Annotated in this window: 14 protein-coding genes, 12 tRNA genes and 3 rRNA genes; 5 read left to right on the forward strand and 24 right to left on the reverse strand. The window is 48.2% G+C overall.

Annotation, left to right across the window (positions count from 1 at the left end; genetic code table 11):
• Window positions 1–275: 275 nt before the first annotated feature.
• Both ACXADP_RS00375 and ACXADP_RS00380 read left to right on the forward strand, forming a co-directional pair.
• Window positions 276–563, forward strand: coding sequence for a phospholipase (locus tag ACXADP_RS00375; protein WP_474970266.1), 288 nt, complete (start codon window positions 276–278; stop codon window positions 561–563).
• Between the two features lie 166 nt (window positions 564–729).
• Window positions 730–1,878 (forward strand): FtsW/RodA/SpoVE family cell cycle protein, encoded by a 1,149-nt coding sequence (locus tag ACXADP_RS00380; RefSeq protein WP_474970265.1) that lies wholly within the window; start codon window positions 730–732, stop codon window positions 1,876–1,878.
• 42 nt (window positions 1,879–1,920) lie between these two features.
• Here ACXADP_RS00380 and glmS read toward each other — a convergent pair whose 3' ends face one another.
• From glmS to sigW, 6 genes are all read right to left on the reverse strand, one after another.
• Window positions 1,921–3,723: a glutamine--fructose-6-phosphate transaminase (isomerizing) gene (gene glmS / locus ACXADP_RS00385; protein ID WP_474970264.1), complete on the reverse strand. Its 1,803-nt coding sequence runs from the start codon at window positions 3,721–3,723 to the stop codon at window positions 1,921–1,923.
• 486 nt (window positions 3,724–4,209) lie between these two features.
• Window positions 4,210–5,556, reverse strand: coding sequence for a phosphoglucosamine mutase (glmM, locus tag ACXADP_RS00390; RefSeq protein WP_474970468.1), 1,347 nt, complete (start codon window positions 5,554–5,556; stop codon window positions 4,210–4,212).
• Window positions 5,557–5,613: 57 nt separating this feature from the next.
• Window positions 5,614–6,585, reverse strand: a complete 972-nt coding sequence (locus ACXADP_RS00395; RefSeq protein WP_474970262.1) for a CdaR family protein — start codon at window positions 6,583–6,585, stop codon at window positions 5,614–5,616.
• On the reverse strand, window positions 6,578–7,390 hold the full coding sequence (gene cdaA / locus ACXADP_RS00400; protein WP_027953316.1) for a diadenylate cyclase CdaA: 813 nt from the start codon (window positions 7,388–7,390) through the stop codon (window positions 6,578–6,580). Before cdaA ends, ACXADP_RS00395 begins: the two co-directional genes overlap by 8 nt.
• Window positions 7,391–7,532: 142 nt before the next feature.
• On the reverse strand, window positions 7,533–8,195 hold the full coding sequence (locus ACXADP_RS00405) for a zf-HC2 domain-containing protein (RefSeq protein WP_474970261.1): 663 nt from the start codon (window positions 8,193–8,195) through the stop codon (window positions 7,533–7,535).
• Window positions 8,196–8,210: 15 nt separating this feature from the next.
• Window positions 8,211–8,774, reverse strand: a complete 564-nt coding sequence (gene sigW, locus ACXADP_RS00410; protein ID WP_027953318.1) for an RNA polymerase sigma factor SigW — start codon at window positions 8,772–8,774, stop codon at window positions 8,211–8,213.
• Between the two features lie 174 nt (window positions 8,775–8,948).
• Between sigW and ACXADP_RS00415 the strand changes: the two genes are divergently transcribed.
• A complete protein-coding gene (locus tag ACXADP_RS00415) occupies window positions 8,949–9,143 on the forward strand; it encodes a Spo0E family sporulation regulatory protein-aspartic acid phosphatase (RefSeq protein WP_474970260.1) in 195 nt (64 codons plus the stop codon).
• A 9-nt stretch (window positions 9,144–9,152) separates the two neighbouring features.
• On the opposite strand, the gene rocF is transcribed toward ACXADP_RS00415, so the two are convergent.
• The 17 genes from rocF to ACXADP_RS00500 form a co-directional block, all read right to left on the reverse strand.
• The gene (rocF, locus tag ACXADP_RS00420; protein WP_474970259.1) at window positions 9,153–10,055 is read right to left on the reverse strand and encodes an arginase; all 903 of its coding nucleotides are present in this window, start codon (window positions 10,053–10,055) and stop codon (window positions 9,153–9,155) included.
• A 232-nt stretch (window positions 10,056–10,287) separates the two neighbouring features.
• Window positions 10,288–10,363: transfer RNA gene (locus tag ACXADP_RS00425), tRNA-Ala, on the reverse strand.
• Between the two features lie 3 nt (window positions 10,364–10,366).
• A tRNA-Gly gene (locus ACXADP_RS00430) sits at window positions 10,367–10,441 on the reverse strand.
• 10 nt (window positions 10,442–10,451) lie between these two features.
• A tRNA-Lys gene (locus ACXADP_RS00435) sits at window positions 10,452–10,524 on the reverse strand.
• Between the two features lie 90 nt (window positions 10,525–10,614).
• A tRNA-Gln gene (locus tag ACXADP_RS00440) sits at window positions 10,615–10,689 on the reverse strand.
• Between the two features lie 113 nt (window positions 10,690–10,802).
• Window positions 10,803–10,888, reverse strand: a tRNA-Tyr gene (locus ACXADP_RS00445).
• A gap of 10 nt (window positions 10,889–10,898) precedes the next feature.
• Window positions 10,899–10,974, reverse strand: a tRNA-Thr gene (locus tag ACXADP_RS00450).
• A gap of 7 nt (window positions 10,975–10,981) precedes the next feature.
• Window positions 10,982–11,057 (reverse strand) — tRNA-Val (locus ACXADP_RS00455).
• Window positions 11,058–11,061: 4 nt separating this feature from the next.
• A tRNA-Glu gene (locus tag ACXADP_RS00460) sits at window positions 11,062–11,136 on the reverse strand.
• 19 nt (window positions 11,137–11,155) lie between these two features.
• Window positions 11,156–11,227: transfer RNA gene (locus ACXADP_RS00465), tRNA-Thr, on the reverse strand.
• Window positions 11,228–11,230: 3 nt separating this feature from the next.
• A tRNA-Asn gene (locus ACXADP_RS00470) sits at window positions 11,231–11,305 on the reverse strand.
• Window positions 11,306–11,343: 38 nt separating this feature from the next.
• Window positions 11,344–11,457: ribosomal RNA gene (gene rrf, locus ACXADP_RS00475) — 5S ribosomal RNA — on the reverse strand.
• A gap of 200 nt (window positions 11,458–11,657) precedes the next feature.
• Window positions 11,658–14,574, reverse strand: a 23S ribosomal RNA gene (locus ACXADP_RS00480).
• 162 nt (window positions 14,575–14,736) lie between these two features.
• A tRNA-Ala gene (locus ACXADP_RS00485) sits at window positions 14,737–14,812 on the reverse strand.
• A gap of 9 nt (window positions 14,813–14,821) precedes the next feature.
• Window positions 14,822–14,898: transfer RNA gene (locus tag ACXADP_RS00490), tRNA-Ile, on the reverse strand.
• An 86-nt stretch (window positions 14,899–14,984) separates the two neighbouring features.
• Window positions 14,985–16,549: ribosomal RNA gene (locus ACXADP_RS00495) — 16S ribosomal RNA — on the reverse strand.
• Together the 16S, 23S and 5S rRNA genes with 12 tRNA genes alongside form the textbook arrangement of a ribosomal RNA operon.
• A gap of 422 nt (window positions 16,550–16,971) precedes the next feature.
• Window positions 16,972–17,193 (reverse strand): hypothetical protein, encoded by a 222-nt coding sequence (locus ACXADP_RS00500; protein WP_027953383.1) that lies wholly within the window; start codon window positions 17,191–17,193, stop codon window positions 16,972–16,974.
• A gap of 120 nt (window positions 17,194–17,313) precedes the next feature.
• Here ACXADP_RS00500 and pdaB point away from each other — a divergent pair, with 120 nt between their 5' ends.
• Window positions 17,314–18,072 carry a polysaccharide deacetylase family sporulation protein PdaB gene (pdaB, locus tag ACXADP_RS00505; protein ID WP_474970258.1) on the forward strand — a complete coding sequence of 253 codons (759 nt, stop codon included), beginning with the start codon at window positions 17,314–17,316 and terminating at the stop codon, window positions 18,070–18,072.
• Between the two features lie 35 nt (window positions 18,073–18,107).
• On the opposite strand, the gene ACXADP_RS00510 is transcribed toward pdaB, so the two are convergent.
• On the reverse strand, window positions 18,108–18,713 hold the full coding sequence (locus ACXADP_RS00510) for a KinB-signaling pathway activation protein (RefSeq protein ID WP_474970257.1): 606 nt from the start codon (window positions 18,711–18,713) through the stop codon (window positions 18,108–18,110).
• A 138-nt stretch (window positions 18,714–18,851) separates the two neighbouring features.
• Here ACXADP_RS00510 and gerD point away from each other — a divergent pair, with 138 nt between their 5' ends.
• Window positions 18,852–19,490: a spore germination lipoprotein GerD gene (gene gerD, locus ACXADP_RS00515; RefSeq protein WP_474970256.1), complete on the forward strand. Its 639-nt coding sequence runs from the start codon at window positions 18,852–18,854 to the stop codon at window positions 19,488–19,490.
• The last annotated feature ends 16 nt before the right edge of the window (window positions 19,491–19,506 follow it).

Raw genomic sequence — 19,506 nt, forward strand, 5'->3', positions numbered from 1 at the left:
AGAAGTGCCTCCTTTAAAATGACTCGTATTAGTGTTATATCCCTTTTTGCTTAAAGTCATGCCTCTCCCTTAGGAACTGATGAAAGATGGGGGCAGGGAAGCCCCCTCTCATCAGACGTTCCCGCTTTCCATAAACAAGGGAGGTTTCCTCTTCCACTTTTAAAACGGACCCGTAGCTGCCTTCTACTTTTTTAAACAGGGATAAACAAGTGACCACCCCAAATCGGCGCTTTGAGCATACACTATCATCAGATCATGGATATGGAGGTGATTCTATGCCTGGACGAAGAAGACCTGCACGCCGCCCTGGATTTTGTGTGTTTCCCGGTTACAAATACTGCGGTCCTGGATGCAGCGGCCCGGGAGAGCCGGTCAATGCCGTCGATGCTGCCTGTAAAGCACATGATGAGTGCTACCGCTATACAAAGAATTACTGTTATTGTGATGATGCTTTCATTCGTCGTTTAGGACAGCTCCAGAACCCACGGACCCGTGAGGGACGTCACGCCCGTGCGATGTATAACTATATGAAATTCCAACGCCTGTTCACCTGTTCGTTTTAAAAAAGACAAAGGAAGCTGTCTTTCTTTTTTTTATGGTTTGATCCTAAGGAAATTATTATGAAATATAGGCCGCCGTCACTTTTCAAAACCCAATTCTGTGCTTATAATAGTCAACAGCACGCTTATTCTGCATGCGTCGCCAACACGAGAGGATGTAGGACTAATCATGAAATTCGAAGAAAGGTTTGACTGGCAGCTGTTCTTTATTATCTGCTGTTTTATTGCGATCAGCTCCGTCGCCTTGTTCAGCGCTCAGCAAAGTACGCAGTACAATGAGAATTTCGTACTCAAACAGCTGGTCTGGTACGGGGTCGGCGGAGTCGTTATTGGGTTTATGATGATCGTGGATCCCGAAGATTTTAAAAAGATCAGCTGGTACTTATATGGTTTCGGTCTTGTTTTACTTATTGCCTTGATCCTGGCACCATCATCCATCGCTCCTGTCATTAAAGGACAGAAAAGCTGGTTCACCCTGCCAGGTTTGTCTCTGCAGCCTGCAGAGCTTGTTAAAATTTTTACGATACTCGTTCTCGGAAGAATTGCCGTTAATCATAACAGCAAAAGCGTCTCGACGCTGAAGTCGGACTTTCTGCTCCTTCTTAAGCTGGGAGCCGCTGCAGGCGTCCCATTCCTTTTAGTCATGCAGCAGCCTGACTTAGGGACAGGCCTTGTCTTTCTAGCCATACTTGCAGGTTTTGTCCTGGTTTCCGGAATCCAATGGAAAATTATCCTGCCGATATTCGCTGTCATTTCAGCACTGGGGACAAGCCTGATCTGGCTGGCGATCCAAGCTCCACAAATTCTGGATAAATACCTCGGGGTAAAGGAATACCAGCTGGGACGGATCTATTCCTGGTTCCAGCCGACCAAATATGAAGATTCCTCAGGCTATCAGCTCGTCAAAGCCATGCGGGCGATAGGATCGGGGCAGCTGTATGGTAAAGGCTTCGGGGAAAGGGAAGTGTATCTGCCTGAAGCTCAAACGGACTTTATTTTCAGTATCATTGCGGAGGAATATGGATTTCTCGGCTCGTGTGTCGTCATTATCCTGTTTTTCTTCCTGATCTACCGCTTCACGACAATCGCTTTTAAAGCGAACAGTCATTACAGCTCCTATGTCATGGTAGGGATTATCAGTATGATCGCCTTCCACGTCTTCCAAAACATCGGCATGTCTGTGCAGCTCCTTCCTATTACAGGGATTCCGCTGCCATTCATCAGTTATGGGGGGAGTGCCCTCTTAGGAAACCTGATGGCCCTCGGCATCGCTTTCTCGATATCGTACCATCATAAAACCTATATGTTCGGAGAATAAAAAAAGCTTCAGAGGACCGATTCCTCTGAAGCTTTTTTGGTCTTATTCGACGGTTACACTTTTCGCAAGGTTCCGTGGTTTGTCTACGTCACAGTCACGGTGCAGTGCTGCGTAATAGGAAATCAACTGAAGCGGTACAACAGATACAAGCGGTGTCAGGATCTCATGAACGTGAGGAATGACAAAGGCATCGCCTTCCTTATCCAGACCTTTCATGCTGATGATCATGCTGTTAGCTCCACGTGCTTCCACTTCCTGTACGTTTCCGCGGATGGAGTAGTTGACGTTTTCCTGTGTCGCAAGCGCTACAACCGGCGTGCCTTCTTCAATCAGAGCGATGGTTCCGTGCTTAAGCTCTCCACCAGCGAATCCTTCCGCCTGGATATAGGAGATCTCCTTCAGCTTCAATGAACCTTCAAGACCGACATAAAAGTCGATTCCACGACCGATGAAGAAGCAGTTCCGTGTCACCGGCAGGTATTCACGGGCCAGCTCTTCCAGCTCTTCTTTTTGATCCGTCAAGGCTTCCATAGCATTCGCTACAATTCCAAGCTCCTGCATCGGATCAAAATCAAGCTCAATTCCTTTAGCGCGGGCTGTATCCACAGCCAGAATCGCAAGGACAGCCATCTGGGCTGTATAAGCTTTTGTGGACGCTACCGCAATTTCAGGACCCGCATGCAGATGCAGTGTATAATCCGCCTCACGGGAGAGGGTGGATCCTGGAACATTGGTAATCGTCAGGGCCGGGTGGCCAAGTTCTTTCGTCTGAACAAGAACGGAACGGCTGTCTGCCGTTTCCCCACTTTGGGAGATGTATACAAACAACGGCTTCTCGGACAAGAGCGGCATGTTATAGGAAAATTCACTTGCCACGTGGACTTCAACTGGAATATTCGCCAGTTTTTCGATGAACTGTTTGCCGAGAAGACCGGCATGATAGCTTGTTCCCGCAGCAATGATGTAAATACGGTCGCATTCCTTCATCGCATTGCGGATGTCAGCATCCAATTTAATGTCGTCGTTTTCATCCTGGTACTCCTGGATGATTTTACGGATAACGAAAGGCTGCTCATCAATCTCCTTCAGCATGAAGTGAGGGTAGGTGCCTTTTTCGATATCTGTCGCGTCGATTTCAGCTGTGAACGGCTCACGAGTGACCACGTCACCTTCAGGAGAAAGGATTTCAACACCGTCACGGCGGACGATCACTGTTTCTTTATCCATCAGCTCAAGGAACTGATCCGTTACGTGAAGCGCCGCCATAGAGTCACTCGCTACAACGTTGAAATCATCACCAAGACCTACAAGAAGCGGGCTCTTGTTTTTTGCTACATAAATCGTGTCTTTGTTCTCACGATCGATGAGAGCAATCGCATAGGAACCTGTCAGAAGCTTCACAGCTTTATGGAAGGCAGCCGCTACATCGTTCATTTCATTGTGCAGGACTTCGATCAGCTGGACGATGATCTCTGTATCTGTTTCACTCTTCAGTTCGACGCCTGCCAGGTATTCATCACGCACATCTACATAGTTCTCGATAACGCCGTTATGAACGAGTGTAAAACGGCCGGAAGTACTCTGGTGCGGGTGGGCGTTCTCTTCACTTGGAGCTCCGTGAGTGGCCCAGCGTGTATGGCCGATGCCGTGAGTGGATGCTACGTTTTCATCGACTGCACTGCGCAGCGCTGCAATACGGCCTTTGACTTTCGTTACTTCAACGCCGTTATCATTCAAGGTAGCAATTCCGGCAGAGTCATATCCGCGGTATTCAAGCTTTTCCAGTCCGTTTAACAAAATTTCCTTTGTATCCTGTTGTCCAATATATCCTACAATTCCACACATAATTGTTGTCCTCCTTAATTTACGAGAAGGGCAACGAATGTCAGCACGGGGCTATTCGCTGCCCCTCTCCCTCAACGATCTATATCTTGTGCACTTTATCCAGCCGTATTGTTCGAAAAGTCGCCTTTCCGTTTTACAGCTGAACCAACGGCTGAAGTGTCACAGCCGGGAGGCATCCGCCGAATGCTCGATGAACCTCCACCTCGTCAACTGCGCATAGAAACGTTCCATCTGCACAGTCCTGGCGCTTTTAATGATTGATGACCTCTATCCTCCCTATCTGTTTCAAAATAAAGCCTCTCTCATCTGTTACCCTTAGCTTTTCCCTATTAAAAGGATTTCGACAGATTTTTCAAGTACAAGTCATATTTTACCTGAGCCTTGTGAAAAAGGTCAATAAAAATTAGAGGCGATCATGAATTGTAAGGACCTTGTAATAGAATATGCGCAGCTCTCCTATCCTGTGAAGAGCTGCGCGTCCATGCTTTATTCCATACCTAATTCTTCTTCAACGACTGCAACGACTTTGTTACAGTAAGTTTCACATTGCTCTTCTGTCGGAGCTTCCACCATGATCCGCACAAGTGGTTCTGTTCCGGAAGGGCGGACAAGGACACGGCCGCTGTCTCCCATTTCCTCTTCCACTGCCTGGATGGCTTCCTGAATGCGCGGGTGAGTCTGTACACGGTTTTTATCAATGACTTTTACATTTATCAAAACCTGTGGGAACTTCTCCATCTCCGCAGCAAGCTCTGAGAGAGGCTTTCCTGTCTCTTTAACGACGTTTACAAGCTGCAGAGCGGAAAGCATCCCGTCCCCTGTCGTGTTATGTTCAAGGAAGATGATGTGTCCGGATTGCTCTCCACCGAGGTTGTAGCCGCCACGGCGCATTTCTTCCATCACATAGCGGTCGCCGACAGCTGTTTTATCACTCTTAATGCCGTTGGCTTCCACAGCTTTATAAAATCCAAGGTTACTCATGACAGTGGATACGACTGTAGAATGGTTAAGGAGACCTTTCTCATTCATATATTTGGCACAGATGAACATGATACGGTCGCCGTCTACAATATTTCCTTTCTCATCGACAGCAATCAAACGATCCCCATCGCCGTCAAAAGCAAGTCCGATATCCGCTTTTTTCTCTTTAACAAGGGCCTGAAGAGCTTCCGGGTGCGTCGACCCGAACCCAGCATTAATATTCAGGCCGTCCGGAGACGAACCGATGGAGGAAATATCCGCTTCCAGATCGGCAAACAGATGAGAAGCGAGTGAAGACGTCGCCCCGTGTGCACAATCAAGCGCAATATGAAGGCCGTCAAAATCATAATCCACGGTCTGCTTCAAGTGCTGCAGGTATTTCTGGCAGCCTTCAAAATAGTCATTGATTTGACCAAGATCCGCACCGGATGGGCGTGGAAGATCGTCTTGTTCTGCATCAATCAGTGCTTCGATTTCCGCTTCCTGGTCATCCGTCAGCTTAAAGCCGTCCGGACCGAAGAATTTGATGCCGTTGTCTTCCACTGGATTGTGGGAAGCAGAAATCATAATTCCAGCCTCTGCCTGAAGCGCTTTGGTCAAAAAGGCCACCCCTGGTGTGGAGATGACGCCGAGACGCATCACTTCCGCTCCAATAGAGAGAAGACCAGCAGCAAGTGCCCCTTCCAGCATTTCGCCGGAAATACGAGTATCACGGCCGATTAAAACTTTCGGACGTTCCACCCCTTTGGTTACAACATAACCGCCGTAACGTCCTAGTTTAAAAGCCAGTTCTGGTGTTAATTCTTTGTTGGCGATCCCACGAACGCCGTCTGTTCCGAAATATTTACCCATTTTCAACGAACCTCTCTTTCTGTCCTATGCATATCAATTAAGTATAATTATTCTGGTTTACTCTCCCTGCTGATCATCAAGGACGTCAATGGTGACTTCAATCGTTTCCGGTGATACGGCTGTCGTGCCGTCCGGCAGGGGTACATCAACGTCAACCACCTGATCTTCGGTCACTTCTGTAACATCCACTGGAATTTCAACAGGTTCTTCAATACCGGCCAGGACCTCTTCAGGGCCCTGGTACGTTACATTTTCGACTTCCGTTGTTACTTCTTCAATCAGAACCCCTTCCTGAGTACCGCCGCTTGCTTCCGGCGTCACAGGGACCTCTTTCGTTCGTTTGGATACAGGGACGCTTACATCAACAGCCGCAGGCTCTACAAGAACGTTCAGTTCATTGCCCTGATTGTCGTAAACCTTTACAGGGGCTTCTCCCTGCTCAACGGTATCTTCAGCTGCGCCCACATCAACGATGGCTCTTACAGAAGCTACCCGTTCAACGACCGATGCTGCGCCTGTAATCTCCACCTGAGCCGGAGAGACTTCCGGTGTTCCAAGCTCCAGGCTGGTGTCCAGATTGTTCTCATTTGCATAATCGATGCTTACATCATAATTTTCGGTCGTTTTTTCTTCAATTTCCACTTCAATAATTTTCGGTTCAAGGGAAACAGCCAGCTGGCTGCTGATTCCTGAATGCTGGAGGGATACCTCATGGGTTCCAGGTCCAAGGTCATTCAAGTCGACAAATACGTTGAAGTTCTTCTGACGTGAAACAGGGGCTACAGCTCCCGCTGGACCCTCGACCGTCACGGTCACATCCTGAGGGATCCCGCTGACCACATATTCTTCACTGTCAAAGCGGATTTCAAGTGGAATGTTTTCCATCGTTTCAGATTCCGACGATGTCTCATTAAAAAACAGCGAGTCAGAATCCATGTTGTTATCGACATTGACCGTCACCCAGAGCAGACCGGCTAAAAGAAGGGAGATAATCCGGATAAACCATACACTTTTAAACCAATTATCCATTCTTTTTCCCCCTCCAGTTCCAGCTTTTAACGGCAGGAGCAGAGTAATCAAGCTCTGTACGCAGCATTTCCTCGAGCTTCACCTGATCGAGCTCGCGGTGCAGCTCACCATTTTTCGTACAGGAAATCGCCCCGGTCTCCTCAGATACAACAATTGTCAGCGCATCTGTCACTTCACTGATTCCCATCGCCGCCCGGTGCCGTGTTCCAAGTTCCTTCGAGATAAAAGGACTCTCCGACAACGGAAGATAACAGGCAGCAGCTACGATTTCATCATTTTTAAGTATGACGGCTCCATCATGAAGCGGTGTATTCGGTATGAATATGTTGGTGAGCAGCTCACTGGATAAATGTCCATTAACCCGGATCCCTGTCTCCACATAGTCTCCCATGCCCGTATCGCGCTCGATCGTAATCAAGGCTCCGATTCTGCGCTTGGCCATATAGTTGCAGGATTTAATGATCGCCTGCAGTGTTTTTTCCGTATCTTCTTCCTCTGACGAATTCCTGCTGAAAAAGCTTCCCCGCCCGAGCTGTTCCAGAGCCCTTCTCAGCTCCGGCTGGAATAGGATGATAATAGCAAGGAAACCCCAGGTGATGGCCTGTGACATGAGCCATCGCAGTGTGGTTAGTCCAAATAAATTACTCAGCAGCCATATCCCCAGGATAATGAAGATTCCTTTTAGAAGCTGGACCGCCTTCGTCCCTTGGATCAGCATGATTAATTTATATACAACAAACCAGACAAGGGCGATATCCACAGTTATCAGCAGGTAATCTAAAACATCCAGTCCCCCATCAAGCATGCCTACACTTCCTTTTAAATAAAATAAATCTGAAAAATTCACATTTACCATTATATCACATAAGTTTTTTTGAATATATCAGAACCTGTCCTGATCTTATCATACCCAAAAAAAAGACAGAATGACCTATGTCATCCTGCCTTTAGTCTTCTTGTTCGGACCCGAAGGAGAAAATATCTGACACGGTTTGTTTCGTATGATACCAAACCCATTCATAAATCTGGTTCACTTCGGTCAATTCCCCTGAGTAGGCTCTGAGATCTGAACGGTTCAGTTCCCCTGATCCCTGGTCCCCGGATGTTCCTTCCAGGATGTCTCCGTTAATGATGGTCACATTTCCATCGACAGCCCCGTCAATCCGCAGGTCTCCGTTTCGAACGACAAGGTCCCCCTTAACCGTGACACCATCCGGTACAATCACCGTGTGCTCTCTGATTTCAAGGTTTTCCTGTTTGGATACCGTTACCTGCTGATCCTGATTCCATGCTGTGAAAATGCCACTGAACATGAGAATAAAGAATACAGCAGCGGCGGTCAGAATCGGATGCTGCTGCAGCCGGCGTATATAATTTCTCCGTTTTTTCTGCTTTGGAAGACTGTTCATCACATTTGCCGTGAACCGAGGCGGTGCAGAAACTGGAGATGTATTGGTAATCAGCGTAGTCGTCCGCTTCAATTCATGAAAATGGCTCTGGCAGGACGGACAGCTCTGCAGGTGATCTCTCAGTCGTCGTTCTTCCTCTGTGTTTAATTCGCCGTCTAAATACTTATGCATGAGTGTAATGGCTTCTTTACTGCAATTCATTCCCTCTCAACTCCTTCATACATGGCGAAGCCGTTTTCTTAGTGCTTCCCTTCCTCTGTGCACCCTTGTCTTCACCGTCCCTACGGGAATATCAAGAACTTCGGCGATTTCCTGGAGAGCTAACTCATCCAAATACCGCAGAACAATCACGCTCCGATATTTCGGAGGCAGGGCAAGGATTTCCTTATGGATGTACGTCTGCAGCTCAAGGCTTTCGACCTCTTCCTCAGGCAGTGCCTGGTCTGCAGCCAGCTGAGAGTACATATCCAGTCCATCCGTGCCCTTCACTTCAGCATCGAGGTGATAGTCCGGCTTCTTCTTCCGAATGCGGTCGATCGATAAGTTGGTGGCTATTCTATAGAGCCATGTTGAGAATTTGCGCCGCTCATCAAACGTGTGGAGGTTTGTATAGGCCCGGATAAATGCTTCCTGTGCAAGATCTTCAGCTTCGTATGAGTTCCCGATCATCCGCAGACATATATGATAGACCTTGTTCTGATAAAAAGAAACAATGTCTTCAAATGCTGCCTGATCTCCCTTTTTCACTTGTTTTATTTTCTGTTTTATCATGGTTTCCATTTGTTATACCTCCGCTATATGTGCGGTCGATATCCTTTACGGATGACCTCGCCTCAAAGTTTCAAAAAAACATATAAAAAAATATATATCTTTTTCCTAAATATAAGTTTAACTTTTTTTAGTATCGGATATAAAGCTGTAAATGTAAAAAATTTCTTAGGAGGACTACAAAACATGACGCGAGTGACTTCGTTGACGGAAGAAATCGAAGCTTGTCGTTTGGAAATGAGCCGTTTAGCCCGCCTCCATCACTTAACATCCCCCGAAGTTGTCAAAGTGAGCGTTAAGCTGGATCAGCTTCTTAATGAATATGACGAAGTACAATATAAAAAACAGCAACCCGCCTTAAGTAAAGCAGGTTACTGTTAATGATCGAACTTATTTCAGAGTTTCTCCAAATAAAGAACCCATCAAACCGACCGCTACGCCGGCGGTTTTATTTTTTTCATCGAGGATAGGATTGACTTCCACAAATTCTGCGGAGGTAATCATTTCCGATTGATGAAGCATCTCCATAGCCAGATGACTTTCCCGATAGCTCAGGCCGCCCATAACAGGTGTCCCGACACCCGGCGCATCATTCGGGTCCAGACCGTCCAGATCAAGGCTGAGGTGCACGCCGTCTGTCCTGTCCTTCAAATAGTCCACGGCTTCTTCAATGACTTTAGTCATTCCCATACGATCCACTTCATGCATCGTATAGACTTTGATTCCCTGCTCCTTAATCAGTACTTTCTCTCCTTCATCCAGAGAGCGGGCACCGATGATGACAATGTTCTCAGGCTTAATCTTAGGAGAATAGCCATGGATACCCGTAAGCTTTTCATGCCCGATCCCCAGACTTGCTGCCAGCGGCATGCCATGAATATTTCCGGACGGTGAACTGTCCGCTGTATTTAAATCCCCGTGAGCGTCATACCAGATCACTCCGAGATTATTGTAGTGTTTTGCGACTCCTGCAAGAGTCCCCATAGCAATACTGTGATCTCCTCCTAATACAAGAGGGAAACGGTTGTTTTCGATGACCTGATCGACCGCTTCAGCCAGTCTGCTCGTTCCTTCAGCTATTTCGTGAAGGTTCCTGAGGTTATCATGCTTTACATCCGTCTGATGCTTCGGACGAGGAATCTCAATGTCTCCTAGATCTTCAATGGTATAACTCAACTGCTCTAGACGTTCAACCATCCCTGCATACCGGATAGCACTTGGACCCATATCGACTCCTCTGCGCATTTGACCAAGATCCATGGGTACTCCGATTACTGAAAGCTGTTTATTCATTAAAGTTCCTCCTTTTTACACTATTTTCATTGTATCCGTTTTATTAAAGATGACTCAACTGGACATCATTGTGTATATATATACGTTATTTCCTGCCTTATAGTGGTAATCATGCATGTTTACAAGCTGCCTGCCAAAACAACGATCACCAGATATAAAAAAAGCCTGACAAGTTCTATGTCAGGCTTTCTATCGTATAAAAGATCACCAGGATCTATTTGGTTCTATGTAATGGTGGAGCCTAGCGGGATCGAACCGCTGACCTCCTGCGTGCAAAGCAGGCGCTCTCCCAGCTGAGCTAAGGCCCCATATGGAGCGGGAGACGGGATTCGAACCCGCGACCCCCACCTTGGCAAGGTGGTGTTCTACCACTGAACTACTCCCGCGAAAAAGAGATGAGCCATGAAGGATTCGAACCTTCGACCCTCTGATTAAAAGTCAGATGCTCTACCAGCTGAGCTAATGGCTCCTATGAAGAATGATACTCGTTTTTTATGAGCAATGCGCTCAATATATGGAATATGCTCAACACATGGTAGTCTTATTCTTAAAGGAAATATGGCTGGGCCAGCTGGATTCGAACCAGCGCATGACGGTACCAAAAACCGTTGCCTTACCGCTTGGCTATGGCCCAACAAGTACAAAATTAGTATAACCAACTTAAGAATATTATACAATCATGTGGAATTTTTTCATAAAAAATAGCTGATGATTAAGTCAGCTTCTTATGAAACAATAAAATAAAAATGGTGGAGGGAGTAGGACTCGAACCTACGAACCCGATGGGAGCGGATTTACAGTCCGCCGCGTTTGGCCAACTTCGCTATCCCTCCACTTGAAAAGTGGTGCCGGCCAGAGGACTTGAACCCCCAACCTACTGATTACAAATCAGTTGCTCTGCCAGTTGAGCTAGGCCGGCTAAAATATGGTGGAGGATGCAGGGATCGAACCTGCGACCCCTTGCTTGTAAGGCAAGTGCTCTCCCAGCTGAGCTAATCCTCCATATTGGTGACCCGTACGGGATTCGAACCCGTGTTACCGCCGTGAAAGGGCGGTGTCTTAACCACTTGACCAACGGGCCAGTCGTACAAAACCTTCAGAGCTTCCAGCCGGATTTGAACCGGCGACCCCTTCCTTACCATGGAAGTGCTCTACCACTGAGCTATGGAAGCAAGTGGCTCCAACGGTAGGATTCGAACCTACGACCGATCGGTTAACAGCCGATTGCTCTACCACTGAGCTACGTTGGAATCATAAAAGTCTTCAAAACAATAAGGAAAGAGAATCAATGTGGCAGCGTCCTACTCTCACGGGGGTAAACCCGACTACCATCGGCGCTGAAGAGCTTAACTGCTGTGTTCGGCATGGGAACAGGTGTGACCTCTTCGCCTTCACCACCACATCGATATAAAGTTTGAGGTGAACCCTCAAAACTGGATAAGGAAACAACTATTGATGAAACATCATTCACGAAGTTCAGTCCGGCTGCAGCTCCTAAATCCTCGCTGTTCTAAGCACACCTTCTTCAAGACTGAAAAACACAGCCTTTACGAATGTTTGCTTAGCCAGTCGGATTTGACCAGTCGCTTTCGCCTTCTTCATATAGATAAGTCATCGATCCATTAGTATCCGTCAGCTCCACGTGTCACCACGCTTCCACCTCGGACCTATCAACCTCATCGTCTCTGAGGGATCTTATCTGCTCGAAGCAGAGGGAAATCTCATCTCAAGGGGGGCTTCATGCTTAGATGCTTTCAGCACTTATCCCGACCACACGTAGCTACCCAGCGATGCTCCTGGCGGAACAACTGGTACACCAGCGGTGTGTCCATCCCGGTCCTCTCGTACTAAGGACAGCTCCTTTCAAATTTCCAACGCCCACGACGGATAGGGACCGAACTGTCTCACGACGTTCTGAACCCAGCTCGCGTACCGCTTTAATGGGCGAACAGCCCAACCCTTGGGACCGACTACAGCCCCAGGATGCGATGAGCCGACATCGAGGTGCCAAACCTCCCCGTCGATGTGGACTCTTGGGGGAGATAAGCCTGTTATCCCCGGGGTAGCTTTTATCCGTTGAGCGACGGCCCTTCCATACGGTACCGCCGGATCACTAAGCCCGACTTTCGTCCCTGCTCGACTTGTAGGTCTCGCAGTCAAGCTCCCTTGTGCCTTTACACTCTGCGAATGATTTCCAACCATTCTGAGGGAACCTTTGGGCGCCTCCGTTACTCTTTAGGAGGCGACCGCCCCAGTCAAACTGCCCACCTGACACTGTCTCCGGACCGGATTACGGTCCTGGGTTAGAATGTCCGTACAGCAAGGGTAGTATCCCACCAGCGCCTCCACCGAAGCTGGCGCTCCGGTTTCCAAGGCTCCTACCTATCCTGTACAAGCTGTACCAACATTCAATATCAGGCTGCAGTAAAGCTCCACGGGGTCTTTCCGTCCTGTCGCGGGTAATGTGCATCTTCACACATAGTATAATTTCACCGGGTCTCTCGTTGAGACAGTGCCCAAGTCGTTGCACCTTTCGTGCGGGTCGGAACTTACCCGACAAGGAATTTCGCTACCTTAGGACCGTTATAGTTACGGCCGCCGTTTACTGGGGCTTCGGTTCAACGCTTCGCATAAGCTAACGCATCCCCTTAACCTTCCAGCACCGGGCAGGTGTCAGCCCCTATACTTCGCCTTACGGCTTCGCAGAGACCTGTGTTTTTGGTAAACAGTCGCTTGGGCCTTTTCACTGCGGCTCCTCGGCAGAGGAGCACCCCTTCTCCCGAAGTTACGGGGTCATTTTGCCGAGTTCCTTAACGAGAGTTCTCCCGCTCACCTTAGGATACTCTCCTCGCCTACCTGTGTCGGTTTGCGGTACGGGCACCTCTTTCCTCATTAGAGGCTTTTCTTGGCAGTGTGAAATCAGGAGCTTCGGTACTATAGTTCCCTCCCCATCACAGCTTGACGTTGCCGGACGGATTTGCCTGTTCCGACCGTCTCACTGCTTGGACGTGCACATCCAATGGCACGCTCTCCCTATCCTCCTGCGTCCCCCCGTCATTCAAACGGAAAGGAGGTGGTACAGGAATATCAACCTGTTGTCCATCGCCTACGCCTTTCGGCCTCGGCTTAGGTCCCGACTAACCCTGAGAGGACGAGCCTTCCTCAGGAAACCTTAGGCATTCGGTGAAAGAGATTCTCACTCTTTTTTCGCTACTCATACCGGCATTCTCACTTCTAAGCGCTCCACCAGTCCTTACGGTCTGACTTCGCAGCACTTAGAACGCTCTCCTACCACTGATCATAAGATCAATCCGCAGCTTCGGTGGTGTGTTTAGCCCCGGTACATTTTCGGCGCAGAGTCACTCGACCAGTGAGCTATTACGCACTCTTTGAATGATGGCTGCTTCTAAGCCAACATCCTGGTTGTCTAAGCAACTCCACATCCTTTTCCACTTAACACACACTTTGGGACCTTAGCTGGCGGTCTGGGCTGTTTCCCTCTCGACCATGAACCTTATCACCCACGGTCTGACTCCCAGAACAAAGTCTATGGCATTCGGAGTTTGACTGAATTCGGTAACCCGATAGGGGCCCCTCGTCCAATCAGTGCTCTACCTCCATGACTTTCTATTCTGAGGCTAGCCCTAAAGCTATTTCGGAGAGAACCAGCTATCTCCGTGTTCGATTGGCATTTCACCCCTACCCACACCTCATCCCCGTAATTTTCAACTTACGTGGGTTCGGGCCTCCAGTCAGTGTTACCTGACCTTCACCCTGGACATGGGTAGATCACACGGTTTCGGGTCTACGACCGCATACTCACTCGCCCTGTTCAGACTCGCTTTCGCTGCGGCTCCGCTTCTGCTGCTTAACCTCGCATACGGTCGTAACTCGCCGGTTCATTCTACAAAAGGCACGCCGTCACCCATTAACGGGCTCCGACTACTTGTAGGCACACGGTTTCAGGTTCTATTTCACTCCCCTTCCGGGGTGCTTTTCACCTTTCCCTCACGGTACTGGTTCACTATCGGTTACTAGGGAGTATTTAGCCTTGGGAGATGGTCCTCCCGGATTCCGACGGAATTCCTCGTGTTCCGCCGTACTCAGGATCCACTCCGGAGAGAGGAAGATTTCGACTACAGGGCTGTTACCCTCTTCGGCTGATCTTTCCAGATCGATTCGTCTATCTTCCTCCTTGATAACTCCAAAGGAGTGTCCTACAACCCCAGAAAGCAAGCTTTCTGGTTTGGGCTGATTCCGTTTCGCTCGCCGCTACTTGGGAAATCGCGTTTGCTTTCTCTTCCTCCGGGTACTTAGATGTTTCAGTTCCCCGGGTCTGCCTTCCTATACCTATGTATTCAGTATAGGATACTGTCCCATTACGAACAGTGGGTTTCCCCATTCGGAAATCTCCGGGTCAAAGCCTGCTTACGGCTCGCCGGAGCATATCGGTGTTAGTCCCGTCCTTCATCGGCTCCTAGTACCAAGGCATCCACCGTGCGCCCTTATTCACTTAACTATCTTCGTGAAAAGACGTTTATATAAATCAATTAGATGTCTTGTCATCATGATCTCATCGATAGATGAGTCATAATTCCTTATCCAGTTTTCAAGGTTCAATTCATTTTAAGGTTACATATAAAACACAACATGAACGCTTGTGTTTTATGGAACATTTAAATGGTGGAGCCTAGCGGGATCGAACCGCTGACCTCCTGCGTGCAAAGCAGGCGCTCTCCCAGCTGAGCTAAGGCCCCATTTTTGAATGGTGGGCCTGAGTGGACTTGAACCACCGACCTCACGCTTATCAGGCGTGCGCTCTAACCAGCTGAGCTACAGGCCCATTCAATAATGGAGAACATGCTATTTTCATAGTTTGATCTCTCAAAACTGAACAACCAACACAGTACGTTTCCGTAATATCCTTAGAAAGGAGGTGATCCAGCCGCACCTTCCGATACGGCTACCTTGTTACGACTTCACCCCAATCATTGGCCCCACCTTCGGCGGCTGGCTCCAAAAAGGTTACCTCACCGACTTCGGGTGTTGCCAACTCTCGTGGTGTGACGGGCGGTGTGTACAAGGCCCGGGAACGTATTCACCGCGGCATGCTGATCCGCGATTACTAGCGATTCCGGCTTCATGCAGGCGAGTTGCAGCCTGCAATCCGAACTGAGAATGGTTTTATGGGATTTGCTACACCTCGCGGCTTCGCTGCCCTTTGTACCATCCATTGTAGCACGTGTGTAGCCCAGGTCATAAGGGGCATGATGATTTGACGTCATCCCCGCCTTCCTCCGGTTTGTCACCGGCAGTCACCTTAGAGTGCCCAACTGAATGCTGGCAACTAAGATTAGGGGTTGCGCTCGTTGCGGGACTTAACCCAACATCTCACGACACGAGCTGACGACAACCATGCACCACCTGTCACTTGGTCCCCGAAGGGAAATCCCTATCTCTAGGGAGGTCCAAGGATGTCAAGACCTGGTAAGGTTCTTCGCGTTGCTTCGAATTAAACCACATGCTCCACCGCTTGTGCGGGCCCCCGTCAATTCCTTTGAGTTTCAGCCTTGCGGCCGTACTCCCCAGGCGGAGTGCTTAATGCGTTAACTTCAGCACTAAGGGGTGGAAGCCCCCTAACACCTAGCACTCATCGTTTACGGCGTGGACTACCAGGGTATCTAATCCTGTTTGCTACCCACGCTTTCGCACCTCAGCGTCAGAAACAGACCAGAGAGTCGCCTTCGCCACTGGTGTTCCTCCACATATCTACGCATTTCACCGCTACACGTGGAATTCCACTCTCCTCTTCTGTCCTCAAGTTCCCCAGTTTCCAATGACCCTCCACGGTTGAGCCGTGGGCTTTCACATCAGACTTAAGGAACCGCCTGCGCGCGCTTTACGCCCAATAATTCCGGACAACGCTTGCCCCCTACGTATTACCGCGGCTGCTGGCACGTAGTTAGCCGGGGCTTCCTCGTCAGGTACCGTCAAGGTACCGCTCTATTCGCACGGTACTTGTTCTTCCCTGACAACAGAACTTTACGATCCGAAGACCTTCATCGTTCACGCGGCGTTGCTCCGTCAGACTTTCGTCCATTGCGGAAGATTCCCTACTGCTGCCTCCCGTAGGAGTCTGGGCCGTGTCTCAGTCCCAGTGTGGCCGATCACCCTCTCAGGTCGGCTACGCATCGTTGCCTTGGTGAGCCGTTACCTCACCAACTAGCTAATGCGCCGCGGGCCCATCTGTAAGTGATAGCGAGAAGCCATCTTTCAACTTATCTTCATGCGAAGAAAAGTATTACCCGGCATTAGCCCCGGTTTCCCGGGGTTATTCCGATCTTACAGGCAGGTTGCCCACGTGTTACTCACCCGTCCGCCGCTCGTTCCACGAGCTTCACCCCGAAGGGATCCGCTCGCTTCCCGCGCTCGACTTGCATGTATTAGGCACGCCGCCAGCGTTCGTCCTGAGCCAGGATCAAACTCTCCATAAAAGTAGTTTGACTTGCTCATCTGCACACCAAATGTGCTTGTTTCAAATTCCTTCATTAAAGAAGAAATGTTTTGACGTACTGGTTGGTTCGTTCAGTTTTCAAAGATCAAATGTTGTCGGCCGTTCGAAAACAGCGACTTAATCATCTTAACATGTGTTGTTTTTCATGTCAACAACTTTTTTCATTAAGTTGAGAAAGCGTTTGGCTGTCGTTTTCGGCGACAAGTAATAATTTATCATTTGTGGGAAGCAGTGTCAACAACTTTTTCAAATCAATTTCAATTCAATTTCAAACTGCTTGGCAAGTCGTTTTGTTTCCCGACAACGTTTAATAATATAGCACAGGTTAAAAAACAAATGCAATACTTTTTAATGTTTTTTTAATAAAAAAATCCTGTGCGGATGACAGGATTTATCGAGCTGTTAGTTCTGCTTCTTTTTCCTTGGCATATACTGCAGGCATTCTTCCCTTGCGGCAAAGCGTCGGAAGATCTGAAAAAGCACTTCATACCTTTCTTCCATCGCCTGCTTCATTCCCTGATCAATCCGGTGATCACCCATATCAAAAGTGATCTCTTCCATTTCCCGCTTTAATAAGTACTCTATTTCACGACGCTCCTGTTCATTAATAATTAACCCATGCATCTGAAAGTACCTCCCTGATAAACGACTCTATTTATTTCTACCCTAATTTCATTGTTTTTAGCATAGGTTGTCCGCTTTTTCATATGTATAGAACATATTGGTAGGAAAGGAAGTCGATCCATGAGCTTTTACACGTGGAAAACAGAAAGACTTAAGCGTTACGGCATTATCGCTCTTCTTGCTTTATTTTGTGCTTTCGCCCTGTGGATCGGCCGCTGGGAGCAGCTGCCCGCTTTCTCTAATAATGGAGAGCCGCGCGCTCTTACACAAGGGAGCAGCGATCAGGACCATATCGCGCTGACCTTTAACATCAGCTGGGGAACGGAAAAGGTCAATGAAGTGTTAAAGCAGCTGGAAGCCCACCAAGTCCAGGCTACATTCTTCCTGAGCGGAGAATGGGCGGAGAGACACCCGGATATCGTCAAAACCATTCAAGAAGGAAAACATGAAATCGGGATGATGGGCTACACATATGAGAGCTACCTTGAGAAAGAACCAGACCAGGTAGCCGGCGATTTGAAAAAGGCAGATGAGGTGTTTGCCAAGCTTGGCTTTGAAGACATGCAATGGATCCGGCCCCCGCATGGTCATATGAATAAAGAAGTGTTAAAAACCATCGAACAAAACGATTTGCAGGCCGTCCAGTGGAGTTTGAATCCAAGGGACTGGGAAAATCCAGGCACCAATGCCATCATCGATGCCGTGTTAAACGAAAGCTCTAAAGGAGATATCATTGTTATGCATGCTTCCGATTCGGTCAAACAGACGCCTAAAGCCCTTGAGGTCATTATCCCCGGATTGAAACAAAAAGGCTTTTCCTTCGTCAGTATCACCGAATTAGCAAGTGGCGGCGAAGCCAGGACGAGTCAGATCCAATAATAAAAGAAAGCCGCCGTAGGATACGGCGGCTTTTGTCAGGCATTTTCACTACGGGCAGGCCCCGTAAGGCGATGCAGCAGAAGAAGCTGATAGGCATTGCAGATAAATAAAGGAATGACCATCAACCATACATAATCACTCCCTGCCGCTCTAAGTGCCGGCACCCATTCCACCGTTGTAACGACAACCATAAAGAATAGGGCGGGGATAAATGCATGGGTATTTGTCTCTTTTGTTTTAATGTAAGCAACAATCAGCGATAGAACCAAAAGCACAGCCGCTGTCACGACATATCCCCAGACAGATGCCCCATTTTCAGCTGCCTGATATCGAAAATACACCAAATCAAAAAGAGTAAAGGCAATTAAAAACAGCTGTACCGGTGTCCATACAGAACGGAACAGGCCCTTTCCAAATTGATTGACGGTCAAATAGGCGAAGAAACCCATTTGACTGATGATACTGAATATAAAGCCCATACCCGCAAAAAATAAAAGCAGACCGAACAGCTCAAATAATTGAAAGGGCTGCCAAAACTCGGCGTACGAATCAAATTTAAAAAAGAAACTGGCCGCCAGGGTCACCCCGCCGCCGATCCATAACGTTGATAAAAATAACTGTACCCATTTACGACTGTTCACAAGCGCTCCCCCTATATGTACAAAAACTTTCTCCCCGTATTTTATCATGAAGCCTGTCTCTTTGCCTCCGAACGTATAAAATTTGTCGAAACGCGAATAGTAAGGCTATGGAGAACATAAGAAAGGGGACATGCAATGATGTCCAGACTCCGTATATTGCTGCCCGTTCTCGTTCTTGTTTTCCTGGCCGCTTGTAATGGTTCATCAGGAGCAAGTGAACAGGCGGACTACGATACCACCAAGAAAATGATGGTCGATATCCTCAAGTCCGATGATGGAAAAAAGGCGATGACTGAAGTCCTTTCCGATGAGGAGATGCAGCAGTCCATGGCTTTAGAGTCCGAAGTCGTCTCTCAAGCTGTCCAGCAGACGTTGATATCTGAAGAAGGTAAAGCTTTTTGGAGCAAGCTTTTTTCAGACCCTGCGTTCGTCCAGGAATTCAGCAAAGTTCTGGAGGATCAGCAGAAAGAATTGATGAAAGGGCTCATGAAAGATGCAGAATATCAGAAGTTGATGATCGATATTTATAAAAACCCTGAAATGATGGAGCAGATGGTAACTGTCATGCAGGGACAGAAGTTCAAGGCACACTTGGAGACCACCATCGAGGAAACGTTGAATAGTCCTGTCTTCCAGGCAAAAATGACTGAAACACTGTTAAAAGCCGCAGAGGAAATGAAAAGCGGGGAAGAACAAGGCGGCGATTCCGAGGAAAGCGGCCAGCAGAGTGGCGGAAGTCAATCTGAAAGTGGCGGCGAAGAAGGACAAAGCGGTTAAGTCTATAAAAAATCAC

The sequence above is a fragment of the Halobacillus sp. AWH4_228 genome, from assembly GCF_056158365.1.